The organism is Cupriavidus lacunae (assembly GCF_003353055.1).
In the GTDB taxonomy this organism is placed as follows: domain Bacteria; phylum Pseudomonadota; class Gammaproteobacteria; order Burkholderiales; family Burkholderiaceae; genus Cupriavidus; species Cupriavidus lacunae.
Genome location: NZ_QKWJ01000003.1, coordinates 150,179 through 170,557, shown reverse-complemented (window position 1 = coordinate 170,557; position 20,379 = coordinate 150,179). Strand labels below are relative to the sequence as shown.

The 20,379-nt window shown below is 68.5% G+C and carries 18 protein-coding genes; 5 read left to right on the top strand and 13 right to left on the bottom strand.

Annotated elements, in window-relative coordinates:
• Positions 1–7: 7 nt before the first annotated feature.
• The 5 genes from DN412_RS04240 to DN412_RS04220 are packed head-to-tail and all read right to left on the bottom strand — an operon-like array spanning position 8 to position 5,316.
• A complete protein-coding gene (locus tag DN412_RS04240; RefSeq protein WP_115013369.1) occupies positions 8–1,495 on the bottom strand; it encodes an efflux transporter outer membrane subunit in 1,488 nt (495 codons plus the stop codon).
• A gap of 11 nt (positions 1,496–1,506) precedes the next feature.
• Entirely contained in the window at positions 1,507–2,670 is a 1,164-nt protein-coding gene (locus tag DN412_RS04235) for an ABC transporter permease (protein WP_115013368.1), read from the bottom strand.
• On the bottom strand, positions 2,667–3,635 hold the full coding sequence (locus DN412_RS04230) for an ABC transporter ATP-binding protein (RefSeq protein WP_115013367.1): 969 nt from the start codon (positions 3,633–3,635) through the stop codon (positions 2,667–2,669). The genes DN412_RS04235 and DN412_RS04230 overlap by 4 nt, the downstream gene beginning before the upstream one ends.
• Entirely contained in the window at positions 3,632–4,612 is a 981-nt protein-coding gene (locus tag DN412_RS04225) for an HlyD family secretion protein (protein WP_115013366.1), read from the bottom strand. Before DN412_RS04225 ends, DN412_RS04230 begins: the two co-directional genes overlap by 4 nt.
• Positions 4,609–5,316: a TetR/AcrR family transcriptional regulator gene (locus DN412_RS04220; RefSeq protein WP_115013365.1), complete on the bottom strand. Its 708-nt coding sequence runs from the start codon at positions 5,314–5,316 to the stop codon at positions 4,609–4,611. Before DN412_RS04220 ends, DN412_RS04225 begins: the two co-directional genes overlap by 4 nt.
• 190 nt (positions 5,317–5,506) lie before the next feature.
• Between DN412_RS04220 and DN412_RS04215 the strand changes: the two genes are divergently transcribed.
• Positions 5,507–6,883, top strand: a complete 1,377-nt coding sequence (locus DN412_RS04215; RefSeq protein ID WP_115013462.1) for a carbohydrate porin — start codon at positions 5,507–5,509, stop codon at positions 6,881–6,883.
• 15 nt (positions 6,884–6,898) lie between these two features.
• Here the strand turns inward: DN412_RS04215 and queF are convergent, their stop codons facing one another.
• Together queF and ilvA are read right to left on the bottom strand one after the other, a co-directional pair.
• Positions 6,899–7,732 (bottom strand): NADPH-dependent 7-cyano-7-deazaguanine reductase QueF, encoded by an 834-nt coding sequence (gene queF / locus DN412_RS04210; protein ID WP_115013364.1) that lies wholly within the window; start codon positions 7,730–7,732, stop codon positions 6,899–6,901.
• A 32-nt stretch (positions 7,733–7,764) separates the two neighbouring features.
• Positions 7,765–9,303: a threonine ammonia-lyase, biosynthetic gene (gene ilvA / locus DN412_RS04205; protein ID WP_115013363.1), complete on the bottom strand. Its 1,539-nt coding sequence runs from the start codon at positions 9,301–9,303 to the stop codon at positions 7,765–7,767.
• 331 nt (positions 9,304–9,634) lie between these two features.
• Between ilvA and otsB the strand changes: the two genes are divergently transcribed.
• The 4 genes from otsB to DN412_RS04185 are packed head-to-tail and all read left to right on the top strand — an operon-like array spanning position 9,635 to position 14,128.
• Positions 9,635–10,429: a trehalose-phosphatase gene (gene otsB, locus DN412_RS04200; RefSeq protein ID WP_115013362.1), complete on the top strand. Its 795-nt coding sequence runs from the start codon at positions 9,635–9,637 to the stop codon at positions 10,427–10,429.
• Between the two features lie 12 nt (positions 10,430–10,441).
• On the top strand, positions 10,442–12,307 hold the full coding sequence (locus tag DN412_RS04195; RefSeq protein WP_115013361.1) for a glycoside hydrolase family 15 protein: 1,866 nt from the start codon (positions 10,442–10,444) through the stop codon (positions 12,305–12,307).
• A 50-nt stretch (positions 12,308–12,357) separates the two neighbouring features.
• Positions 12,358–13,749, top strand: a complete 1,392-nt coding sequence (gene otsA / locus DN412_RS04190; protein WP_078195238.1) for an alpha,alpha-trehalose-phosphate synthase (UDP-forming) — start codon at positions 12,358–12,360, stop codon at positions 13,747–13,749.
• Between the two features lie 34 nt (positions 13,750–13,783).
• The gene (locus tag DN412_RS04185; RefSeq protein ID WP_115013360.1) at positions 13,784–14,128 is read left to right on the top strand and encodes a 4a-hydroxytetrahydrobiopterin dehydratase; all 345 of its coding nucleotides are present in this window, start codon (positions 13,784–13,786) and stop codon (positions 14,126–14,128) included.
• A 908-nt stretch (positions 14,129–15,036) separates the two neighbouring features.
• Here DN412_RS04185 and DN412_RS04180 read toward each other — a convergent pair.
• The 6 genes from DN412_RS04180 to DN412_RS04155 all read right to left on the bottom strand — a co-directional run bounded on the left by DN412_RS04180 (position 15,037) and on the right by DN412_RS04155 (position 20,367).
• On the bottom strand, positions 15,037–15,642 hold the full coding sequence (locus DN412_RS04180) for a nucleotidyltransferase family protein (protein ID WP_078195241.1): 606 nt from the start codon (positions 15,640–15,642) through the stop codon (positions 15,037–15,039).
• 19 nt (positions 15,643–15,661) lie between these two features.
• On the bottom strand, positions 15,662–16,699 hold the full coding sequence (locus DN412_RS04175; protein WP_115013359.1) for an XdhC family protein: 1,038 nt from the start codon (positions 16,697–16,699) through the stop codon (positions 15,662–15,664).
• Positions 16,672–17,226, bottom strand: a complete 555-nt coding sequence (locus tag DN412_RS04170; RefSeq protein WP_078195243.1) for an SRPBCC family protein — start codon at positions 17,224–17,226, stop codon at positions 16,672–16,674. The genes DN412_RS04175 and DN412_RS04170 overlap by 28 nt, the downstream gene beginning before the upstream one ends.
• The gene (locus DN412_RS04165; RefSeq protein WP_115013358.1) at positions 17,217–18,473 is read right to left on the bottom strand and encodes a vWA domain-containing protein; all 1,257 of its coding nucleotides are present in this window, start codon (positions 18,471–18,473) and stop codon (positions 17,217–17,219) included. Before DN412_RS04165 ends, DN412_RS04170 begins: the two co-directional genes overlap by 10 nt.
• A 2-nt stretch (positions 18,474–18,475) precedes the next feature.
• On the bottom strand, positions 18,476–19,372 hold the full coding sequence (locus tag DN412_RS04160; RefSeq protein WP_078195245.1) for an AAA family ATPase: 897 nt from the start codon (positions 19,370–19,372) through the stop codon (positions 18,476–18,478).
• A 194-nt stretch (positions 19,373–19,566) separates the two neighbouring features.
• A complete protein-coding gene (locus tag DN412_RS04155; protein ID WP_115013357.1) occupies positions 19,567–20,367 on the bottom strand; it encodes an FAD binding domain-containing protein in 801 nt (266 codons plus the stop codon).
• Between the last annotated feature and the right edge of the window lie 12 nt (positions 20,368–20,379).

Genomic DNA, 20,379 nt, shown 5'->3' with positions numbered 1-20,379 from the left:
GGCGCCATCAGCGCATGGCCGCCTCGGGCTGCGCTGGCTCGTCCCACCACCCACCCCCCAGCGCCTGCATCAACGCCGCCGAATCCGCCAGCCGGTCGGCGCGTGCCTGCGCCAGTTCCAGCGAGGCCTGGTGCGACTGCCGTTCGGCATCCAGCACCGTCAGCTGGCTGACGCCGCCGAGCCGGTATTGCTCCGACACCACCGCCAGCGTATCGCGCGCCTGCCGCGCGCTGTCGGCGCGTTCGCGCAGCGCGGCGGCGTCCGCCTCGAGCGCGCGCAGTGAGTCGGCCACGTTCTGGAGGCCCTGCAGCACGGCTTGCCGATACGCAGCCAGCGATTGCTCATACGCCGCTTCCGCCGCGCGTTTGCGCGCCTGCAGTTCGCCGCCCCGGAATACAGGCTGCACCAGTCCCGCAGCCAGGCTCCATACGTTCAGGCTGCTGAACAGGTCGCGCGCCGCGGTGGCTTGGGTACCGCCGCTGGCGCTCAGCGTGACCTGCGGATAGAGATTGGCGGTAGCCACGCCGATATTGGCCGAGGCCTGGTGCAGGAGGGCCTCGGCCGCACGGATATCGGGCCGGCGGCGCGCCAGCGTGGCGGGCAGGCTGACCGGCAACGTGTCGGGCAGGTGCAGTTCGTCGAGGCGGAATTCGGGCAGCGTGGCCGAGGCCGGGGTCTGGCCCGTGTAGACCGCGAGCTGGTGCCGCGTGGCATCGAGCTGGCGCTGCAGGGCCGGCACCAGCGCCTGGGTTTGCGCAAGCTCGGCACGCTGGCGCTGCACGTCGACACGCGCGACGCCGCCCGCACGCAAGCGCTCTTCGGTGATGCCAAGCTGGCGCTGCTGGGCCGTCGCCACTGCGACCGTATCGGCCAGTTGCGCGCGCAGGCCGGCTTCGCGGATGGCCGCGGTGGCCACGTTGGCGGCCAGCGCCAGGCGCGCGGCTTCCAGTTCATAGCGCTGGTAGTCCACCGCGGCCTGCAGCCCCTCCAGCTCGCGCCGCTGGCCGCCGAACAGGTCGAGCACATAAGAGACCTGCACCGTGGCGCCGTACAGCGTGAACGGGCCGGGGCTGGGAATCGCGTTGATGCCCAGGGACTGGAAATCCACCTGCTGGCGCGTGGTGTTCAGCTTTGCATCGACGGCGGGCCAGCGCGTCGCGCCGGTGCGCGCGGCCAGATTCTCCTGCGCCTCGCGCAGCCGGGCGCGCGCCTGCGCGAGCGTGGGGCTGGCGTCGAGCGCGCCGCGGATGGTGGCGTCCAGCCCCGGGCTGCGGAACAGCGTCCACCACTGCGCGGGGACGTCGGCACCAGCGGCCAGGGTTTGCGCGTGGGATTGCCCCGACGCGTCGGCGCTGTCGGCCGCGACGGTTGCCACCGGCTGCGGACCCGGCACGTAGCCGGCGTCGTCCGGCGGCGCAGGGGCGCGGAAGTTGGGCCCGACGGCGCAGCCGCACAGCAGTGCCGCGGCGGCAAGCAGAGGCGTGAGTCGTTGCATGGCGAATCCCTTCAGTCCAGCGTGCGGCGGTAGAAGCGCACCGCGATCGCCATCACCACCACGATGAACAGCGCCATCGGCCACACATTGGGCCATAGCTCGATCCAGCCGTTGCCCTTGAGCAGGATGCCGCGCACCATGCGGTGGAAATATGTCATCGGCAGGATATTGCCGATGACCTGTGCCCATCCCGGCATGCCGGCGAACGGGAACATGAAGCCGGACAGCAGGATGTTGGGCAGGAAGTAAAAGAACGTCAGCTGCATCGCCTGCAACTGGTTCTGCGCCAGCGACGACAACGTGATACCCACGGTCAGGTTGGCCGCGATAAACAGCAGCGCCGCCAGGTACACCGCCAGCACCGAGCCGACGAACGGCACGCTGAAGATCCAGCGCGCGGCCAGCAGCACGATGGTCGACTGGATCAGCCCGATGAAGATATAGGGCACGATCTTGCCAGTCATTACCTCGAGCGGACGTACCGGCGTGGCCAGCAGGTTCTCCATGGTGCCGCGCTCGCGTTCGCGCGTCATCGCCAGGCCGGTCATCATCACCATCGTCATCGTCAGGATCACGCCCATCAGGCCGGGAATGATGTTGTATTGCGTGATGCCTTCCGGGTTGTAAAGCCGCTGCACCTGCACGTCGAAGGGCGGCTTGCCGCCTGCAAGCGGCGCCAGCGCTCCCTTCAGGTCATGCGTGGCCACGCTGTAGGGCAGCTGCGGCAGCGCGGCGATGGCCTGGCCGGTGGCCGAAGGATCGGTGGCATCGGCCTCGACCAGCAGGGCGGGCCGTTCGCCGCGCAGTAGCCGGCGCGTGAAGTCGGGCGGTATGGTCAGCACGAACTGCACCTCGCCCTTCATCAGCGCCTCGCGCCCGGCCTGCTCGTCCGGCAGCGTGGCGACCAGCCTGAAGTAGGTCGATTGCTCCATGCTGGCGATGAAGGAGCGCGTGAATTCGCTCTGGTCGGCGGCAATCACGGCGGTCGGCAGTTGGCGCGGATCGGTATTGATGGCAAAGCCGAACAGCAGCAGCTGCATGATCGGCAGCCCGATGATCATGCCGAAGGTGACGCGGTCGCGCCGCAGCTGCAGGAACTCCTTGCGCACGATGCTCCACCAGCGCTGCAGCGAGAAGCGCGGTTGCGCGGCCGGCTTGCGGGCGGCGGCTGTCATGACGCCTCCCTGGCCTTGCGCGCCGCCATATTGTCCTCGGCCCCGCTCATCATGTGGATGAACACGTCTTCCAGGCTGGTCTGGGTCTCTTCGACGCGCCGGCCCGGTCCGGCCAGCCGCGCGAGTGTATCGGCCAGTGCCTGCGCATCGCGCCCGGTCACGTGCAGCGCGGTGCCGAAAGCCACGGTCTGCTCCACGCCCGGCGCGCCTTGCAGTTGTTCGGACAGCGCGGCGAGGTCGTCGCCTTCCACGCTCCAGGTCGACAGATTCTGGCTGGCCACCACTTCATCGGCGGTGCCCTGCGCCAGCAGCTTGCCGTAGGCGATATAGGCCAGCTTGTGGCAGCGCTCGGCCTCGTCCATGTAGTGCGTGCTGACCAGCACCGAGATGCCGCGCGCGGCCAGCTGGTGCAGTTGCTCCCAGAAGTCGCGCCGGGCCTTGGGGTCCACGCCGGCGGTGGGTTCGTCGAGCAGCAGCAGTTCGGGCTCGTGCAGCAGGCTGGCCGCCAGCGCCAGCCGCTGCTTCCAGCCGCCCGACAACGCGCCGGCCAGTTGCGCCGAGCGCGTGGCCAGGCCCAGGTCTTCCAGCGCGCGGTCGACCGCCTCGCGCCGGTTCGGCATGCCGTAGACGCGCGCGACGAAGTCCAGGTTCTCGCGGATCGACAGGTCGTCCCAGTAGGAGAACTTCTGCGTCATATAGCCGACGCGGCGCTTGATCTCGTCGGACTCGGTCAGGATGTCGTAGCCCAGGCAGGTGCCCTGGCCGGAATCCGGCGTCAGCAGCCCGCACATCATGCGGATCGACGTGGTCTTGCCGCTGCCGTTGGGGCCGAGGAAGCCGAAGATCTCGCCGCGCGCGACCTGCATGCTGAGGTCGTTGACCACGTGCTTGTCGCCAAAGTGCTTGTTCAGGCCGCGCACGTCGATGGCGAGTCCGCCCGCGCCGCCGTTCATTCTGGTGTTCATTGGCGCACCACTTCGACGGGCTGGCCCGGCCGCAGCCTGGGTGCATCGGTCGTGGACGGGCGCGCTTCGACCAGGAATACCAGCTTGCGGCGCGTCTCGTTGCTGTAGATCACCGGCGGCGTGTACTCGGCCTCGTTGGCGACATAGCTGATAGTGGCGGCCACCGGCGCGGCGCAGCCGTCGCAGCGTACCTGCACGGCCTGGCCGTTGCGCAACGCGCCGACCACCGTCTCCGGCACGTAGAAGCGCACCTTGACGTTGCCCGGCGGCAGCATGCGCACCACCGGGCTGCCAGCGGGCACCCACTCGCCGAGGCGATAGGGCGTGTCGTAGACCAGGCCCGCCTGCGTCGTCGCCACGGTCTTGCGCGACAGCTTCCACTCGGCCTGCGCCAGCGCCGCGCGCGCGGCGGCCACTTGCGCGGCCTGCGCGGCTTGCTGCGCATCGCGGCCCGGCAGCCGGGCCACGTCGATATCGCGCTGCAGCTCGCGCACGCGCGCGGCGTCGCTGCCGGCCTGCGCGCGCGATTCGTCCAGCTGCGCCTGCGCAATGCCGCCGATCTCGAACTGGCGCTGGTCGCGCCGCCAGGCCGCGGCACTGCGCTGTGCCTGGGCCTGCGCCTGCGCCAGCTGGGCGCGGCTGACCTCGACTTCGACCGGGCGCTTGCCGGTCTTCAGGTCCTGCAACTGCGCTTCGGCCACGCGCAGCTGGTCTTCGGCCTGCTGCCGCGCGGCGCGCTCATCGTCGGATTCGAGCGCGAACAGTGCGACGCCCTGGCCGACCTGCTGGCCGCGCTGCACCGACAGCGTATCGAGGCGTCCGGCGAAGGGCGAGGCCACGCTGACGAATTCGCCTTCGACATAGCCTTGCCAGGTGTCGGCGCGTTCACGGCTGCAACCGGCAACCAGCAGCACCGCCGCGAGCGTGGCAAGCACCGCTGCCGGCAGTTGCGGTCGGGTGGGATGGGCGTGGTTCATGATGACTCCGGAGAAAGCCTGGACTCGCCGGCGTCGGGCGCCGGGGCCAGCCCGTGCGTCAGTAGCGCGGATACGTGCCGCACCATTGTGTCGATATCGACCGCTTCGCCGCCGGGCAGCCGGCGCCAGATATGCGTGGTGGCCAGCGGCAGCAGCGTCAGGCCGATCAGCGACGGCATCACCAGCGCCGGCTCCAGGCCGCGGTTGAGCTTGCCGCGCGCGACCGCAGCCGCCAGCGGCGCGCTCAGCGCGACGGCGCGCTGCAGTGCAAAGCGGCCGAGCACGCGCTCCCGCAGGGCGCCGTCGTCGCTCACGACTTCGCGGATCCAAAGCCCGGGAAACCACGGCGTGGCGGCCGCGGTGCGGATCAGCCGGCCAGCCATGCCGACCAGCATCGCCATCGGCTCGGCATCGCCGGCGACGTTGGCAAAGACGCCAGCCACCAGCGGCTGCAGCTTTTCCTCGACCACGGCGTCCAGCAGCAAGTCGCGGTCGCTGAAGTAGTAATGGACCAGTGCCGGCGTTACGCCGGCCTGCGTGGCAATCGCCTTGACCGGCGTGCCGGCGACCCCCTGGCGCGAGAACAGGTCGGTGGCCGCGTCGAGGATGCGCTCGCGCTGGCCGGGCTGGCCGGCCTCAGGGCGACCCGGGCGGCCGGGGCTGCGGCGCGGTGAAGGTCTGGGTTTGGCGGGTTGGCGCGGCATGTGACGACCCAATGCGGAAGGGTTGCTTCGATATTAATTTTTGAGTTAATTAATTCAAGCCCGGTTACAACTCGGCACCTGGGCACACGAGCCGGGGCGACACGCGCGGTGGACATGTCATGTGGGCTTGGCTATGCTGCGGGCGCCGAAGCGCGCCGTTGCCCGCACATCCTTACTCAACCCGTTCTCGATGCTGTTTTCGCCACTTTCTACCGCGCCAGGGCGCGGCCCGGTCCGTTTCCGCCGCGCGCTGGCCGCGCTGGCCTGCGGCGCATGCCTGCCCGCGCTGGCGCAGCAGGCGGAACCGGAACAGGCGGCCGCCGTGGCCGAGAGCCCGTTTGCCATCCACGGCCAGAGCACGTACGTCTGGCAGCGCAAGCCGGCCTTTAACGCCGCGTATTCCGGCCCCAACAGCCTCGCTGCTGAACGTGCCAAGAGCTATTCGTTCAGCGCCACGCTGGACCTGGGAGTGAAGCTGTGGCGCGGCGCCGAATTCCATTTCAACCCGGAAGTCACGCAGGGCGTGCCGTTTTCCGGACTGCACGGCCTGGGCGGCCTGCCCAACGGCGAACTGGCCAAGGTGTCCAGCACCAACCCGGTGTTCTACCGGGCGCGCGCTTTCCTGCGGCAGAACTGGAACATGGGGGGCGGCAGCGAAACCCTCGAAGAAGACTTCAACCAGTTCGCGCGCACGGTCGACCGGCAGCGCGTAGTGCTGACCGCGGGCAATTTCGGCGTGCTGGACGTGTTCGACCAGAACGAGTTCGGCTCCGACCCGCGCACGCAGTTCATGAACTGGTCATTCATGACGCACGGCGCGTTCGACTATCCGGCCGATGCGCGCGGCTATAACTGGGGCCTGTCGCTGGAATACATCGGCGACGGCTGGTCGGCGCGCATCGGGCGCTTCCTGCAGCCGCTGGAGTCCAACGGGCTGGAGCTCGACACCCGCATGTTCGAGCACTACGGCGACATCATCGAGGTGGAGAAGCGCTACCAGCTGGCCGGCCGGCCCGGCACCGCGCGCCTGCTGTGGTTCCGCAACAAGGCGCGCATGGGCGCGTTCAGCGATGCCACCAGCTTCAGCATCGCCAACAACACCGCGCCCGACGTGGCCGACGTGCGGCGCGAGCACGCCAAGAGCGGGGTGGGCGTGACGCTGCTGCAGCAGGTCACGGATTCACTGGGGATGTTCGCGCGCGCGAACCTGTCCGACGACAAGACCGAGACCTATGCCTTTACCGAGATCGGCCGGCAGGTGTCGGTGGGCGGCGTGCTCAAGGGCGATGCGTGGGGCCGGGCGCGCGATGCGCTGGGCGTGGCGGTGGCGGTCAACATGCTGGGTCCCAACCACCGCAACTACCTGGCCGCGGGCGGGCAGGGCGCGTTCCTGGGTGACGGTGCGCTGCGTTACGGGCCCGAACAGGTGCTGGAGATCTACTACAGCTTCCAGCCGGTGAAGTACCTGAGCATCAGCCCGGACTTCCAGTATGTGCGCAACCCCGGCTACAACCGCGACCGCGGGCCGGCGAAGTTCTACGGGGTGCGGTTTCACGGGGAGTTCTGACGCTCCCCGCCAGCCTTACTGCCGGGCGTTGCGCTTGTTATCCGGCCAAGCCGTATTGAAGTTGGTGCGGAACGGGTTGATATCCAGCCCGCCGCGGCGCGTATAGCGCGCATACACCGCCAGCTTGACCGGCTTGCACTGGCGCATCACGTCCATGAAGATCCGCTCCACGCACTGCTCGTGGAACTCGTTGTGGTTGCGGAACGAGATCAGGTACTTGAGCAGCCCTTCCTGGTTGATCGGCGCACCGACGTAGCGGATCTGCACGCTGCCCCAGTCCGGCTGGCCGGTGACCAGGCAGTTGGACTTGAGCAGGTGCGACACCAGCGTTTCTTCCACCGGCGTTTCTTCCTGGTCCGCGCTGAGCAGCTCCGGCGCGGGCTCGTAACGGTCCACCTCGATATCGAGCCGGTCCAGCAGCAGGCCGTCGAGCTCGCCCATCTTCTGCTTGCCCAGGTCCGCCTCCGTCACCAGCCGCACCTGCACGGTGCCGCCGGTGGCTTCGGACAGGTCGTGGTGCAGCAGCTGCTGCAGCGCCTCGGGCGAAGCAATCTTGGTCTGGTTAAACGAGTTCAGGTACAGCTTGAACGACTTGGACTCGATGATGTTGGGCGTGTCCGACGGGATGATGAAGCTGGCCAGCGCCACCTGCGGCTTGCCCTTCAGGTTCAGCCACGACAGCTCATACGCATTCCAGATATCGACGCCGAAGAACGGCACCGGCTTGCCTTCGGGCAGGCCGATCTCGGTGCGCTTTGGCTGGCGCGGGATCGGGAACAGCAGCGAGGCGTCGTATTCGGTCTTGTAGGCCGAGGGCTTGCCCAGCGGCGAATGTTCAGGGAGGCTCATGGGGCGCTCAGCAGATGCGGTCAGCGGGTGTTTCAGGACAGGAACAGCTTGTACACCGGGTTCTCGGTCTCGTCCCAGTGTACGTAACCCAGCGTCGAAAGGAAGGCGCGGAAGGCGCGCTTCTCGTTCTTCGGCACCTGGATGCCGACCAGGATGTTGGAGGTGTCCGCGCCCTGGTTGCGGTAGTGGAACAGGCTGATGTTCCAGTTCGGGCTCATGCTGGACAGGAACCTCATCAGCGCGCCCGGGCGCTCCGGGAACTCGAAGCGGTACAGCAGTTCGTCATGCGCCAGCGCCGAGCGTCCGCCCACCATATAGCGGATATGCTGCTTGGCCAGCTCATCGTTGGACAGGTCCAGCGTGTCGAAGCCGTGTTTGCGGAAGCTCGCGGCGATCTTGTCGTTCTCGGCGCGGCTGGCGATCTGCACGCCGACGAAGATATGCGCCATGCTGGTGTCGGCAATGCGGTAGTTGAACTCGGTCACGCTGCGCGTGCCCACCAGCTCGCAGAAGCGCCTGAAGCTGCCGCGCTCTTCCGGGATGGTCACTGCGAACACGCCTTCGCGCGCCTCGCCTACCTCGGCGCGCTCGGCGACAAAGCGCAGGCGGTCGAAGTTCATGTTGGCGCCGCAGGCGATCGCCACCAGGTGCTGGCCCTTGAGCTTCTCGCGCTCGGCATAGGCCTTCAGGCCCGCCACGGCCAGCGCGCCGGCCGGCTCCAGGATGCTGCGGGTGTCCTGGAACACATCCTTCAGGCCCGCGCAGATGGCGTCGGTGTCCACCAGGATGATGTCGTCGACCAGTTCGCGCGTGATGCGGAAGGTCTCCTTGCCGACCAGCTTGACCGCGGTGCCGTCCGAGAACAGCCCCACTTCCTTCAGTTCGACGCGCTTGCCGGCGTCGACCGAGCGCTTCATCGCGTCCGAGTCCACCGTCTGCACGCCGATCACCTTGATCTCCGGGCGCACCGCCTTGATGTACGAGGCGATGCCCGAGATCAGCCCGCCCCCGCCGATGGCGACGAACACGGCATGGATCGGGCCCGGGTGCTGGCGCAGGATCTCCATGGCGATGGTGCCCTGGCCGGCGATCACCTCGGGATCGTCGAACGGGTGGATGAAGGTCAGCTTGTGCTTCTTCTCCAGTTCCGCAGCGTGGTTGTAGGCGTCGCTGTAGGACTCGCCGTGCAGCACGATCTCGACCCACTGGCCGCCGCGCTCGCGCACGGCGTCGATCTTCACCTGCGGCGTGGTCACCGGCATGGCGATGATGGCCTTGCACTGCAGGCGCGCCGCGGACAGCGCCACGCCCTGCGCGTGGTTGCCGGCCGACGCGGCGATCACGCCGCGCCTGAGTTCTTCCGGCGTCAGCGAGGCCATCTTGTTGTAAGCGCCGCGCAGCTTGAAGGAGAAGACCGGCTGGGTGTCCTCGCGCTTGAACCAGACCGCATTGCCGGTGCGCGCCGACAATTGATGCGCGTAGGTCAGTTCGGTCTCCTGCGCCACGTCATAGACCTTGGCGGTCAGGATCTTCTTCAGGTAGTCGGGTTTGGCGGCGGAGTGGCGGGTCATGGTCTTGGGGCTGGCCGGTGTTGCGCTGATTAGGCGCTGGTAGGGCGCCGGTAGGGCGCCACAAAAAAGCCGGAAATTCTGGCGGAAACCGTCAATGATAAAGGATGGCGGCCGGGCGCACCGGCCGGGGCGACGCACCCGCCGCCTCGCGCCCTGGTCTGCGCGAGGCTGGATGCGCCATGTGTGTGGATGACAGTTCACTCGCTGCCGCTGCGCAATTCCAGGTGGCGGGCGCTGGCCCCGGACTTGCATCGGCCCCGGGTTGCGCTTGCGCCATGTAGGACGGAGCCCGGTGGACGCCGGTCAAAACGACGTGTTACGGTGTAACGCGATGCCCCAGCTACCGCTAATCGAACCCAATACCGCCCTGTTTCTCGACTTCGACGGCACGCTGGCCGACCTGGCCCCGCGGCCTGAACTGGTGCAGGTCGAACCCGAACTGGTCGGCACGCTGCGCACGCTGTACCAGCGGCTGGACGGTGCGCTGGCCGTCATCTCCGGGCGGCCCATCCTTGAACTCGATCACTTCCTGCAGCCGCTGCAGCTGCCGGCCGCCGGCATCCACGGCGCCGAATTCCGCACCGACGGCGGCATGGTGTCCAAGACCCCGGCCCCCGGCCTGGAGCCCCTGATCCCCCACCTGGAAGCGCTGGTGCGCGCCTACCCGGCGCTGCGGTTGGAGCGCAAGTCGGTCGCCGTCGCGATCCACTACCGGCAGGCACCCGAACTGGCCGGCATTGTCGACGCCGCAGTCACTGACGTTTTGCGCCATGCGGTCGGCCTGGAAGCGCTGCCGGGCAAGATGGTGGTCGAGATCAAGCCCGCCGGCGTCGACAAGGGCGATGCCATCGCGGCCTTCATGAAGGCCGCCCCCTTTGCCGCGCGCGTGCCGCTCTTTGCCGGCGACGACATGACCGATGAACCCGGCTTCGCCGCCGTGCGCAAGCTCGGCGGCCTGGGCGTGCTGGTGGGCCAGCGCGAGACCCTGGCCAGCGTCAGCGTGCCCGGGCCGGCAGCGCTTCGCAGCTGGCTGCACCGCTCGGCGCGCGCGCTGGAAAGCACCAGCGCGCGCGCCGTGCCGCATGAGGCCGGGCCTGGCCCGGGCCGGCGCACAACGACATCCTGAGGAGGAATCGCCGTGACCAATCCGAGCAGCCCGAGCGAGCCGGGCAAGCCGCCGACCGAAGGCGTGCACAAGACCGTGGATGGCGGCGGCCGCTTTGCCAATCCGTCGCTGTCGCTGGGCATGATCGGCAACTGCGCCATCTCTGCGCTGGTGGACTGCCGCGGGCGCATCGTCTGGTCGTGCCTGCCGCGCTTTGACGGCGATCCGGTCTTCAATGCGCTGCTGGACCCAAGCGAGAACGCGGGCCATTTCTCGATCGAGATCGAGGACTTCCAGTCGTCGCGGCAGTGGTACGAGCCCAATACCGCGGTACTGCGCACGCGGCTGACGGACATCCACGGCAACTGCCTGGAGATCACCGACTTCGCGCCGCGCTTCTTCCGGCTGGGGCGCTATTTCCGGCCGACCGCACTGATCCGGCGCATCCGTCCGGTGCGCGGCGCGCCGCGCGTGCGCGTGGTGGTGGCGCCGCGCTTCGAGTGGGGCCGCAAGGCGCCGGAGATGACGCGCGGCAGCAGCCATGTGCGCTATATCGGCGGCGACATGACCCTGCGCATGACCACCGACGCCCCGCTGGCTTACGTGCTGTCGCACACGCCGTTCCTGGTCACGCGCGGGTACAGCTTCATCCTGGGTCCGGACGAGACCCTGGCGCACGGCGTGGAGGAGACCGCGCGCGACTTCGAGCAGGAAACCACCGCCTACTGGCGCCTGTGGAGCCGCCGCCTGGCGGTGCCGCGCGAATGGCAGGATGCGGTGATCCGCGCCGCCATTACACTGAAGATGTCGCTGTTCGAAGAGACCGGCGCCATCGTCGCGGCCATGACCACCAGCATTCCCGAGGCGCCGGGCAGCGGGCGCAACTGGGACTACCGCTTCTGCTGGCTGCGTGACGCCTTTTTCGTGGTGCGCGCGCTCAACAGCCTGTCCGAGGTCGGCACCATGGAGGACTACCTGCGCTGGCTGTCCAACGTGGTGATGCAGTCGCAGGACGGCCATATCCAGCCGCTGTATGGCATCGGCCTGGAGCGCGAGCTGCCAGAAAGCATGCTCGATCACTTGCCCGGCTACCGGGGCATGGGCCCGGTGCGCGTGGGCAACCAGGCGCAGGAGCACTTCCAGCACGATGTCTATGGCAACGTGGTGCTGGGCGCGGCGCAGGCCTTCCATGACCACCGGCTGCTGCACCGCGGCGGCCCCGCCGAATTCCGCCGGCTGGAAGAGGTGGGCGAGCAGGCGGTGAAGGTGTTCGGCACGCCCGATGCCGGCATGTGGGAGTTGCGCACACGGGCCCGCGTGCATACGTCGTCGGCGCTGATGAGCTGGGCCGCCTGCGACCGCCTGGCCAAGATTGCCGACAAGCTGCAGTTGCACGCGCGTGCCGCCTACTGGCATGACCATGCCGACCGCATGAAGGAACGGATCCTGGCCGAATCGTGGAGCGAATCGCGCCAGGCCTTTGCCGAGAGCTTCGGCGGACGCGAGCTGGATGCCAGCGTGCTGCTGATGGCCGAAGTCAGCTTTATCGACCCGCACGACCCGCGCTTCATCGCCACCGTCAAGGCGCTGGAGACGTCGCTGTGCGACGGTCCCTATATGCGCCGCTACGAGGCGCCGGACGATTTCGGCAAGCCCGAGACCGCGTTCAACATCTGCACCTTCTGGCGCATCGACGCGCTCGCCCGCATTGGCCGCCGCGAAGAGGCGCGCGAGATCTTCGAGGCGATGCTGGCCGCGCGCAACCCGCTCGGGCTGCTGTCCGAGGATACCCATCCCGTGACCGGCGAGATGTGGGGCAACTTCCCGCAGACCTATTCGATGGTCGGGCTGATCAATGGCGCCATGCGGCTGTCGGCGCCGTGGGACACGGTGATCTGAGCCGGCCGCGCATTGCGGCAGACAGAAAAAAGGACTCAAGAAGAGCAGATATGCCAAGACTTGTAGCGGTATCCAACCGGGTCGCCGATCCCCGCAACGTGGCGGCGGGCGGCCTCGCCGTCGCGCTTTCCGAAGCCTTGCGCCAGACCGGCGGCATGTGGTTCGGCTGGAGCGGCAAGGCGCTGGAGACCGCCCAGGGCGGCACCCCGGGGGAAGGCGACCTGCACCTGCAGCAGGCCGGCAACGTCACGCTGGCCACCGTCGACCTGAGCCGCGAGGATCATGATGCCTATTACCTGGGCTACAGCAACGGCGTGCTGTGGCCGGTGTTCCACTACCGTCTCGACCTGGCGGATTTCGACTCCAACTTCCTGAACGGCTACCGGCGCGTGAACCAGCTGTTCGCGCGCAAGCTGGCACCGCTGCTGCAGCCCGACGACATCATCTGGATCCACGACTACCACCTGATCCCGCTGGCGTCCGAGCTACGCGCGATCGGCTGCGGGCAGAAGATCGGCTTCTTCCTGCACGTGCCGCTGCCGCCGCCGCTGATCCTGGCCGCCATTCCGCAGCACGAGTGGCTGATGCGGGCGCTGTTCGCCTACGACCTGCTGGGTTTCCAGAGCCATGCGGATGTCGAGCATTTCTCGCGCTACGTGCAAACCGAGGCGCAGGCCGAGCCGATGGGCGAATACCGCTACCGCGCCTTCCACCGCACGGTGCGGGCGCAGGCCTTCCCGATCGGCATCGACGTCGACGAGTTCATGGAGCTGGGCCGCGGCGCGGACGCGCGGGAGACCTACGAGATGATGTGCGCGCAGTACGCGCGCCGCCGGTTGCTGCTGGGCATCGACCGGCTCGATTATTCCAAGGGTCTGCCGCACCGGCTCAAGGCGTTCTACCGGCTGCTGGCCGAGTACCCCGAGAACCGCTCGAGCGCGACGCTGGTGCAGATCGCCGCGCCCTCGCGCGAGTCGGTGGATGCCTACGTCGACCTGCGCCGCGAGATGGAGCAGCTGAGCGGCGCCATCAACGGCGAGTTCGGTGAACTGGACTGGATGCCGGTGCGCTATATCCACCGCACCACCGCGCGCAAGCGGCTGCCGGGCCTGTGCCGCGCCAGCCGCGTGGCGCTGGTGACGCCGCTGCGCGACGGCATGAACCTGGTAGCCAAGGAGTTTATCGCCGCTCAGGACCCGGAGGACCCGGGCGTGCTGGTGCTCTCGCGCTTTGCAGGCGCCGCCGAGCAGTTGCGCGAGGCGCTGCTGGTCAATCCCTACGACACGCGCGCCACCGCGCAGGCGATCCAGCAGGCGCTGCACATGCCGCTGGCCGAGCGCCAGCAGCGCCACCAGAAACTGCTGGAGCGCATCCGCGCGCAGGATGTGCACTGGTGGAGCCGTGAGTTCCTGCGCGCACTGACTGAGACCGAAGGGGCCTGAGAGGCGGGCTGTCTTCCGGTCGGGGAGCTAGACCATGAGCGAAGACCTGGCAGCGCAATCGTGCACGCCTTGCCGCGGTGGGGTGTCACCGCTGACGCCGGATGAAGCCGAGGCGCTATTGCAGCAGGCGCCCGGGTGGGAACTGGCCGATGGCGCGACGCGGCTCGAACGGCGTTTTACCTTCGGGAATTTTGCGCAGGCGCTGGCGTTTGTGAACGGCGTCGGGCAGCTGGCCGAGGCGCAGGGGCATCATCCGGAGATCAGCTTCGGGTGGGGGCATGCCACGGTGTCGTGGCGGACCAAGAAGATCAAGGGGTTGCATCGGAATGATTTCATTATGGCGGTGAAGACTGGGGAGGTGGCGGGGGGGATTGGGTGAGGGCTAGTGTGGGCTGTTTCGCCGGCTTAGCCGGCGGGGCTTCTTGCTCGTTGGCTTGGTTATGTAGGTCGGGTTCGATGTTGTCGTAGGTTTGACCGCCTGGTTCCGCCCTGCTGGGCGGGTCACTTTTTGTCCGAGCGACAAAAGTAACCAAAAAACGCGTCGCCTCAGGCGGCTGGCCATCCATTCCACGGTGTTGGTGATTCGGGCGGTGGTGATTCCCGTCGATGGGGTGGGTGGTTCGAGCCTGCTACGCACCCTGTCCGGTGCCTGCGTCGACAGACTATTGGACGAACCCGACTTTAGGCTATGGGCAGCCTGCTAACCAGGTCATCGGTAGGACGCCTACGGCTGCGCTGCGCGCACTCAGTATCGTAGGTCGGGTGCTCGGGCACGGAGTGCGTCGCTGCGCTCGCACGGCGCGGTCGTATTGCCGGGCCAAAGGCACAAATCGGAACGTGGTCCGCAGCTCTGCCACGTTAGGGCCGGCGCGAAGCGCAGCCGAAGGCGTCCCACCGACGCGGTGGTTAGCAGGCTGCCAACAGCCTAAAGTCGGGTTCGTCCAATAGTCCGTCGATGTGGGCACAGACAGGGTGCGTAGCAGGCCCGAACGGCCAACCACGCCAAACGGCAAGCACCGCCGCCCGAACCACCCCCACCATCAAATTGATGGCCAGCCGCCAGAGGCGACGCGTTTTTTGGTTTTTGTCGCTAGGACAAAAAGTGACCCGCCCAGCAGGGCAGAACCAGGCGCTTAAACCTACGACAACATCGAACCCGACCGACATACCCAAGCAAGCCAACGAGCAAGAAGCCCCGCCGGCTAAAGCCGGCGAAACAGCCCACACTAGCCAAAAGCGACAACCAACCACAGTCCCCCAAAGCCCCACCCCTCAAAACACCAGCCCTTACTTCAAATCCCCCGGCAAATCGATATCCCGGAACGCTCCCTCATCCTCAGTCAGGATCCGGGTAACAGGCTTGTCCTTCAACAACGCCCGCGCCCCCTCATCCCCATCCAGCTTCAGCAACTCCTCACGCCAGGCCGCGCCAAAGCCCACCGGATGCCCACGCTGCCCGTTGCGCCAGGGCGCGGCGATGGTATCCGGCGTGGTGATCGTCAACGCCACCGCCCGGACCAGTTCCATCGGCAGCCAGGGCATGTCCGCCAGCGCCACCACCCAGCCGCGCGCCTCAGGCGTGGCCGCCACTGCAGCGCGCAGGGCAGCCCCCATGCCGGCTTCGGCGTCGGGCGACTCCACCACGCGGCAACCGCCGCGCCGCAGTTCCTCCGCCAGGGCCGGATTGCCCGGACGAATGACGGCGATCGATTCCGGCAGCGCCGCGGCCAGCGTGCGCGCGCTGCGCCAGGCCACGGAGCGGCCGCCGGGCAGCACCTCCAGCAGCTTGTTGCGTTTGCCGGCCGCGTCGAAGCGGCGGCCGAAGCCTGCGGCCAGCAGGATGCCGGTTGGCAGGTCGGTGCGGAGCAGGGGGGCGTTGGGGGCGGCGGTCATGGCGGCACTCGCTAAGTCGTCAGGTGGGGTCGGGGGCGACGTCGCAGCCGCTGCCGGTGCTGGCAGCCATCTCGCGCGCGGCCTTGGCGCCTTCCACCTGCAGGATGTCGGGCAGCGATACGTGGTTCCTGGCGGCGATCACCTCGGCCAGGATCGAGATGGCAATCTCCGGCGGCGTGCGGCTGCCGATGTAGATGCCCACGGGGCCATGCAGCCGCGCCAGCTGCAGCTCGGTCAGGTCGAATTCCTTGAGCCGTTCGCGGCGCGCCTGGTTGTTGCGGCGCGAACCCAGCGCGCCCACATAGAAGGCCCGGGTGCGCAGCGCTTCCATCAATGCCAGGTCATCGAGCTTGGGGTCGTGCGTGAGCGCGATCACTGCGCAGCGCTCGTCCAGCTTCATCTCGGTGACGGTGTCGTCCGGCATGGTGCGCACCATGGTCACGCCGGGGATGTCCCAGGTCTCGGTGTATTCCTCGCGCGGGTCGCATACGGTGACCTGGAAGCCCAGGCCCACGGCGATCTGGCACAGGTACTTGGACAGCTGGCCGGCGCCGATCACCAGCATGCGGTAGCGCGGGCCGTGGATGGTCAGCAGCATCTTGCCGTCGAAGACCAGGCCGTCGGTGGCGTTGGCCGGACCCAGCGTGGCGGTGCCGGTGGCCATGTCCAGCGTACGCGCGACCAGGCGGCCGTTTTCCACGGCGTCGAGCAGTTCGGCAATGCCGCTGGCCGGGGTCAGCGGTTCGGTGACCAGTTCGATGGTGCCGCCGCACGGCAGCCCGAAGCGGTGGGCTTCCTCGGCGCTGATGCCGTACTTGATCGCTTCCGGGTGGTCGGCGGTGATGCCTTGCCGGCGCACGCGGTCGATGATGTCGTCCTCGATGCAGCCGCCCGAGACCGAGCCCACCACCAGGCCGTCGTCGCGCACGGCCAGCATCGCGCCTTCGGGCCGGGGCGACGAGCCCCAGGTCCGCACTACCGTGACCAGCAGCACGCGATGGCCTTGCTGCTGCCACTGCACGCTGTTCTTCAGGACTTCGAGATCCACGCTGTCCATGATCGTTTCCGCTTCGGTTCCTCTGTCGGTTCATTGTCGCCGGCGGCTGCGGCGGGGGCGCCCTCGGCCGCTGGCGTTTCTGTATTGTCCGGCGTCAATGCCTCGGTGAAGCGCGCAAAGAAGGTGTCGGCCATCTTGCGCGCCGCGGCATCCACCAGCCGCGAGCCGATCTGCGCGAGCTTGCCGCCCACGTGGGCGTCGACGGTGTAGCTCAGCACAGTCTCGTCGCCGTCGGGCTCGAGCCGGACGCGGGCGGTGCCCTTGCCGAACCCGGCGGCGCCACCCTGGCCGTCGAAACGGATGGTGTAGCTGTCGGGGGCCTGGATGTCTTCCAGCGCCATGCGGCCCTTGAAGCGCGCCTTGACCGGGCCCACCGCGGCCGTCAGGGCCAGCAGGTAGGCGTTGTCGCCGTCGGGCTCGATACTCTCACATCCGGGGATGCATTGCTTGAGCAGCTCGGTGTCGTTGAGCGCTTCCCATGCCACCTGCTGCGGGACCGGCAGGCGCTGGCTCTGGTTCATTTCCATGGCGGGGCTTCCTTGTGATGCGTGGCGAGGGCAGGGGTGGTGGCCCGGGGCGGGCCGCCGTGGTCGGACAGCAGCGTCTCGAGCGCCAGCAGGCTGTCCAGGTTGTGGGCGGAGCGCAGCGCGTCGACGTGCGGCAGGATGGCTTGCACGCCACGCGCCTGCGGGGTGAAGCCGGGGTAGCGCAGCAGCGGGTTGAGCCAGACGATGCGGTGCGCAAAGCGGCGCAGGCGCGCCATCTCGTCGCCCAGCAGGTCGATCTGCTCGTGGTCCAGCCCGTCGGTGACCAGCAGCACGGTGGCGCGCCCGGACAGCGTGCGCCGCGCCCAGTGGCGGTTGAAGCTCGCCAGCGCGGCGCCGATGCGGGTGCCGCCGGCCCAGTCGCGCACTTGGCCGGTGATCACCGCGACGGCCTCGTCCGGGTCGCGTTCGCGCATCGAGCGGGTGATGTTGGTCAGCCGCGTGCCGAACAGGAACACCGACAGCCGCTCGCGCGACTGCATCAGCGCATGGCAGAAGTACAGCACCGCGCGCGAGTACTGGCTCATCGAGCCGGAGATGTCGAGCAGCAGCACCACCGGCGGCTTGCGCTCGGCGTGCTTGCGGAACTTCCAGCGCAGCCACTCGCCATGCTGGCGCACCGCCAGGCGCGCGCTGGCGCGCAGGTCGGCATGGGTGCCGCAGGTGGCGGCGCGCAGGCGGCGGGTGCGCTGCATGGCCAGGTGGGCGCGGCGCGTGCGCACCAGGTGCTGCAGCGCGCGCCATTCCTGCGCGGTCAGGGTCTCGAAGTCGCGCTGTGCCAGCTGCTCCTGGTCGGAAAACGTCAGCGGCACGTGGATGCGCTCGGCCTCACCCTGTGCCGGGCGCGACGGCGGCTCGGGCTGGCGCGCAGCCAACGCATCGGCCAGCCGGTTGCTGCGCTTCGGCGGCGGGGCCCCGCTATCGACGCGCGGCAGCAGCAGCGCGCGCAGCTTGCCCTCCCAGTCGGGGTCGCGCCAGAACAGGTCGAAGGCGGCATCGAACAGCGGGCGCTGGTCGGGGCCGGACAGCACCAGCGCCGCCAGCGCGGCACGCACCTCGTCGCGCTGGCCGATATCGACATGGCGCAGCGCGTGCAAGGCATCGACCGCATGGGCCGGCGACAGCGCGAAGCCGCCGTCGCGCAACAGCCGCATGAAGTGCGTGACGTTGCGCGCCAGCACCGGCAGCGCCGGTGGGGCAGGTCGTACAGCGGCGTGCAGAGTGGCCACTTTCAGCCTCCCGGCGCGGCACCCGCCAGCAGTTCGGCCACGGTGGGGCCGTCCACGCGCGCCAGGTCGTCCTGGTACTTGAGCAGCACGCCCAGCGTGTCGCGCACGGACTGCGGATCGAGCTCGGTCGCGCCCAGTGCCGACAGCGCGCGGCACCAGTCGATGGCCTCGGCGATGCCGGGCGCCTTGAACAGGTCGATGCCGCGCAGCCGGTGGATAAAGTCGATCGCCTGGGTCTGCAGCGCGGCGGCGGCCTCGGGTGCGCGCGCGGCCACGATCTGCAGTTCGCGGTCGCGCGCGGGGTAGCCCATCCACTGGTACAGGCAGCGGCGCTTGAGCGCGTCGTGCACTTCGCGCGTGCGGTTGGAGGTAATCACGATCAGCGGCGGGCGCTCGGCGCGGATCACGCCGATCTCGGGGATCGATACCTGGAATTCGGACAGTATTTCCAGCAGAAAGGCTTCGAACGGCTCGTCGGCGCGGTCGATCTCGTCGATCAGCAGCACGCGCGGCACGTCGGGCGCCGCGGGGTCGGGCAGCAGCGCTTCCAGCAGCGGGCGCTTGAGCAGGAAGTCGTCGTGGTACAGCGACTGCGCCTCGGGCCGCTCGCCGCGCGCCTCGGCCAGGCGCAGCGCCATGATCTGGCGCGGGTAGTCCCATTCGTACAGCGCGCTGGCGGCATCCAGTCCTTCATAGCATTGCAGCCGCAGCAGCCGCGTGCCGAGCACCCCCGCCATCGCATGCGCCATGGCGGTCTTGCCGACGCCGGGCTCGCCTTCCAGGAACAGCGGCCGCTGCATGCGCATGGCGAGATAGAGCACCGTGGCGGTCTCGCGGTCGGCGAAGTATTGCTGGCGTTCGAGCTGGGCGATGGTGTCGTCGATGGAGGTGGGCAGCATGAGCATTCTTTTGTGCCGACGCGGAAAGGGTGCCGGCGGTTTGCTCCCCTCTCCCGCTTGCGGGAGAGGGGCAGGGGGAGAGGGCAGGAGGTTCGCGCGCAATAACGCTTGATTCAAGCGCTGGCCCTCTCCCCCGACCCCTCTCCCGCCGTGCGGGAGAGGGGAGACCACAATGGGTTGAGGTGAAACTCGCGCTACCCCTTCGCCGCCGTCTCCACCGCCCGCGCCGCCAGCACCGGGATCAGATGCGCCCGGTATTCCGTCGACGCATGCAGGTCGGCGTTCAGCGTTGACGCATCCACCTTCACCCCGCGCGCCGCCTGCGCCGTGAAACTGCCCGACAGCGCCTGCTCCAGCGGCTGGCAGCGGAACACGCTGTCGGCCGCGCCCGTCACCGCCACGCGCACCGTGTTGCCGGTACGCGCCACCATCACGCCCACCAGCGCAAAGCGCGAGGCCGGGTTAGGGAACTTGGCATAGGCAGCCTGGTCCGGGATCGGGAAGCGCACCGCGGTGATCAGTTCGTCCGGTTCCAGCGCGGTTTCATAGAGGCCCTTGAAGAAGTCGTCCGCTGCAATGGTGCGGCGGTCGGTGACCACGGTCGCGCCCAGCCCCAGCACGCCCGCTGGATAGTCGGCAGCGGGATCGTCATTGGCCAGTGCGCCGCCGATGGTGCCCATCGCGCGCACCTGGCGGTCGCCGATGCCGCCGGCCAGTGCCGCCAGCGCCGGGATGCGCCGGCGCACCTCGGCGTTCTCGGCCACGTCGGCATGGCGCGCGGCGGCGCCGACCACGATCTCATTGCCTTCGACGCGGATCTCGGCCATGCCGGGAATGCGCACCACATCGACCAGCACCGAGGGCTGTGCCAGCCGCAGCTTCATCGCGGCCAGCAGGCTCTGGCCGCCGCCGAGGAACTTGGCATCGGGATCGGCCTTGAGCGTGGCCACGGCCGCCTTGGCATCCGCGGCGCGTTCAAAATTGAATGCGTACATGTCGGTTTCCTT

What these genes read in the sequence shown, in the direction of transcription:
- DN412_RS04240 (WP_115013369.1), bottom strand. Translation starts at nt 1,495, where the DNA reads ATGCAACGACTCACGCCTCTGCTTGCCGCCGCGGCACTGCTGTGCGGC.
- DN412_RS04220 (WP_115013365.1), bottom strand. Translation starts at nt 5,316, where the DNA reads ATGCCGCGCCAACCCGCCAAACCCAGACCTTCACCGCGCCGCAGCCCC.
- DN412_RS04180 (WP_078195241.1), bottom strand. Translation starts at nt 15,642, where the DNA reads ATGACCGCCGCCCCCAACGCCCCCCTGCTCCGCACCGACCTGCCAACC.
- ilvA (WP_115013363.1), bottom strand. Translation starts at nt 9,303, where the DNA reads ATGACCCGCCACTCCGCCGCCAAACCCGACTACCTGAAGAAGATCCTG.
- DN412_RS04155 (WP_115013357.1), bottom strand. Translation starts at nt 20,367, where the DNA reads ATGTACGCATTCAATTTTGAACGCGCCGCGGATGCCAAGGCGGCCGTG.
- DN412_RS04230 (WP_115013367.1), bottom strand. Translation starts at nt 3,635, where the DNA reads ATGAACACCAGAATGAACGGCGGCGCGGGCGGACTCGCCATCGACGTG.
- queF (WP_115013364.1), bottom strand. Translation starts at nt 7,732, where the DNA reads ATGAGCCTCCCTGAACATTCGCCGCTGGGCAAGCCCTCGGCCTACAAG.
- DN412_RS04175 (WP_115013359.1), bottom strand. Translation starts at nt 16,699, where the DNA reads ATGGACAGCGTGGATCTCGAAGTCCTGAAGAACAGCGTGCAGTGGCAG.
- otsA (WP_078195238.1), top strand. Translation starts at nt 12,358, where the DNA reads ATGCCAAGACTTGTAGCGGTATCCAACCGGGTCGCCGATCCCCGCAAC.
- DN412_RS04185 (WP_115013360.1), top strand. Translation starts at nt 13,784, where the DNA reads ATGAGCGAAGACCTGGCAGCGCAATCGTGCACGCCTTGCCGCGGTGGG.
- DN412_RS04225 (WP_115013366.1), bottom strand. Translation starts at nt 4,612, where the DNA reads ATGAACCACGCCCATCCCACCCGACCGCAACTGCCGGCAGCGGTGCTT.
- otsB (WP_115013362.1), top strand. Translation starts at nt 9,635, where the DNA reads ATGCCCCAGCTACCGCTAATCGAACCCAATACCGCCCTGTTTCTCGAC.
- DN412_RS04170 (WP_078195243.1), bottom strand. Translation starts at nt 17,226, where the DNA reads ATGGAAATGAACCAGAGCCAGCGCCTGCCGGTCCCGCAGCAGGTGGCA.
- DN412_RS04160 (WP_078195245.1), bottom strand. Translation starts at nt 19,372, where the DNA reads ATGCTGCCCACCTCCATCGACGACACCATCGCCCAGCTCGAACGCCAG.
- DN412_RS04235 (WP_115013368.1), bottom strand. Translation starts at nt 2,670, where the DNA reads ATGACAGCCGCCGCCCGCAAGCCGGCCGCGCAACCGCGCTTCTCGCTG.
- DN412_RS04215 (WP_115013462.1), top strand. Translation starts at nt 5,507, where the DNA reads ATGCTGTTTTCGCCACTTTCTACCGCGCCAGGGCGCGGCCCGGTCCGT.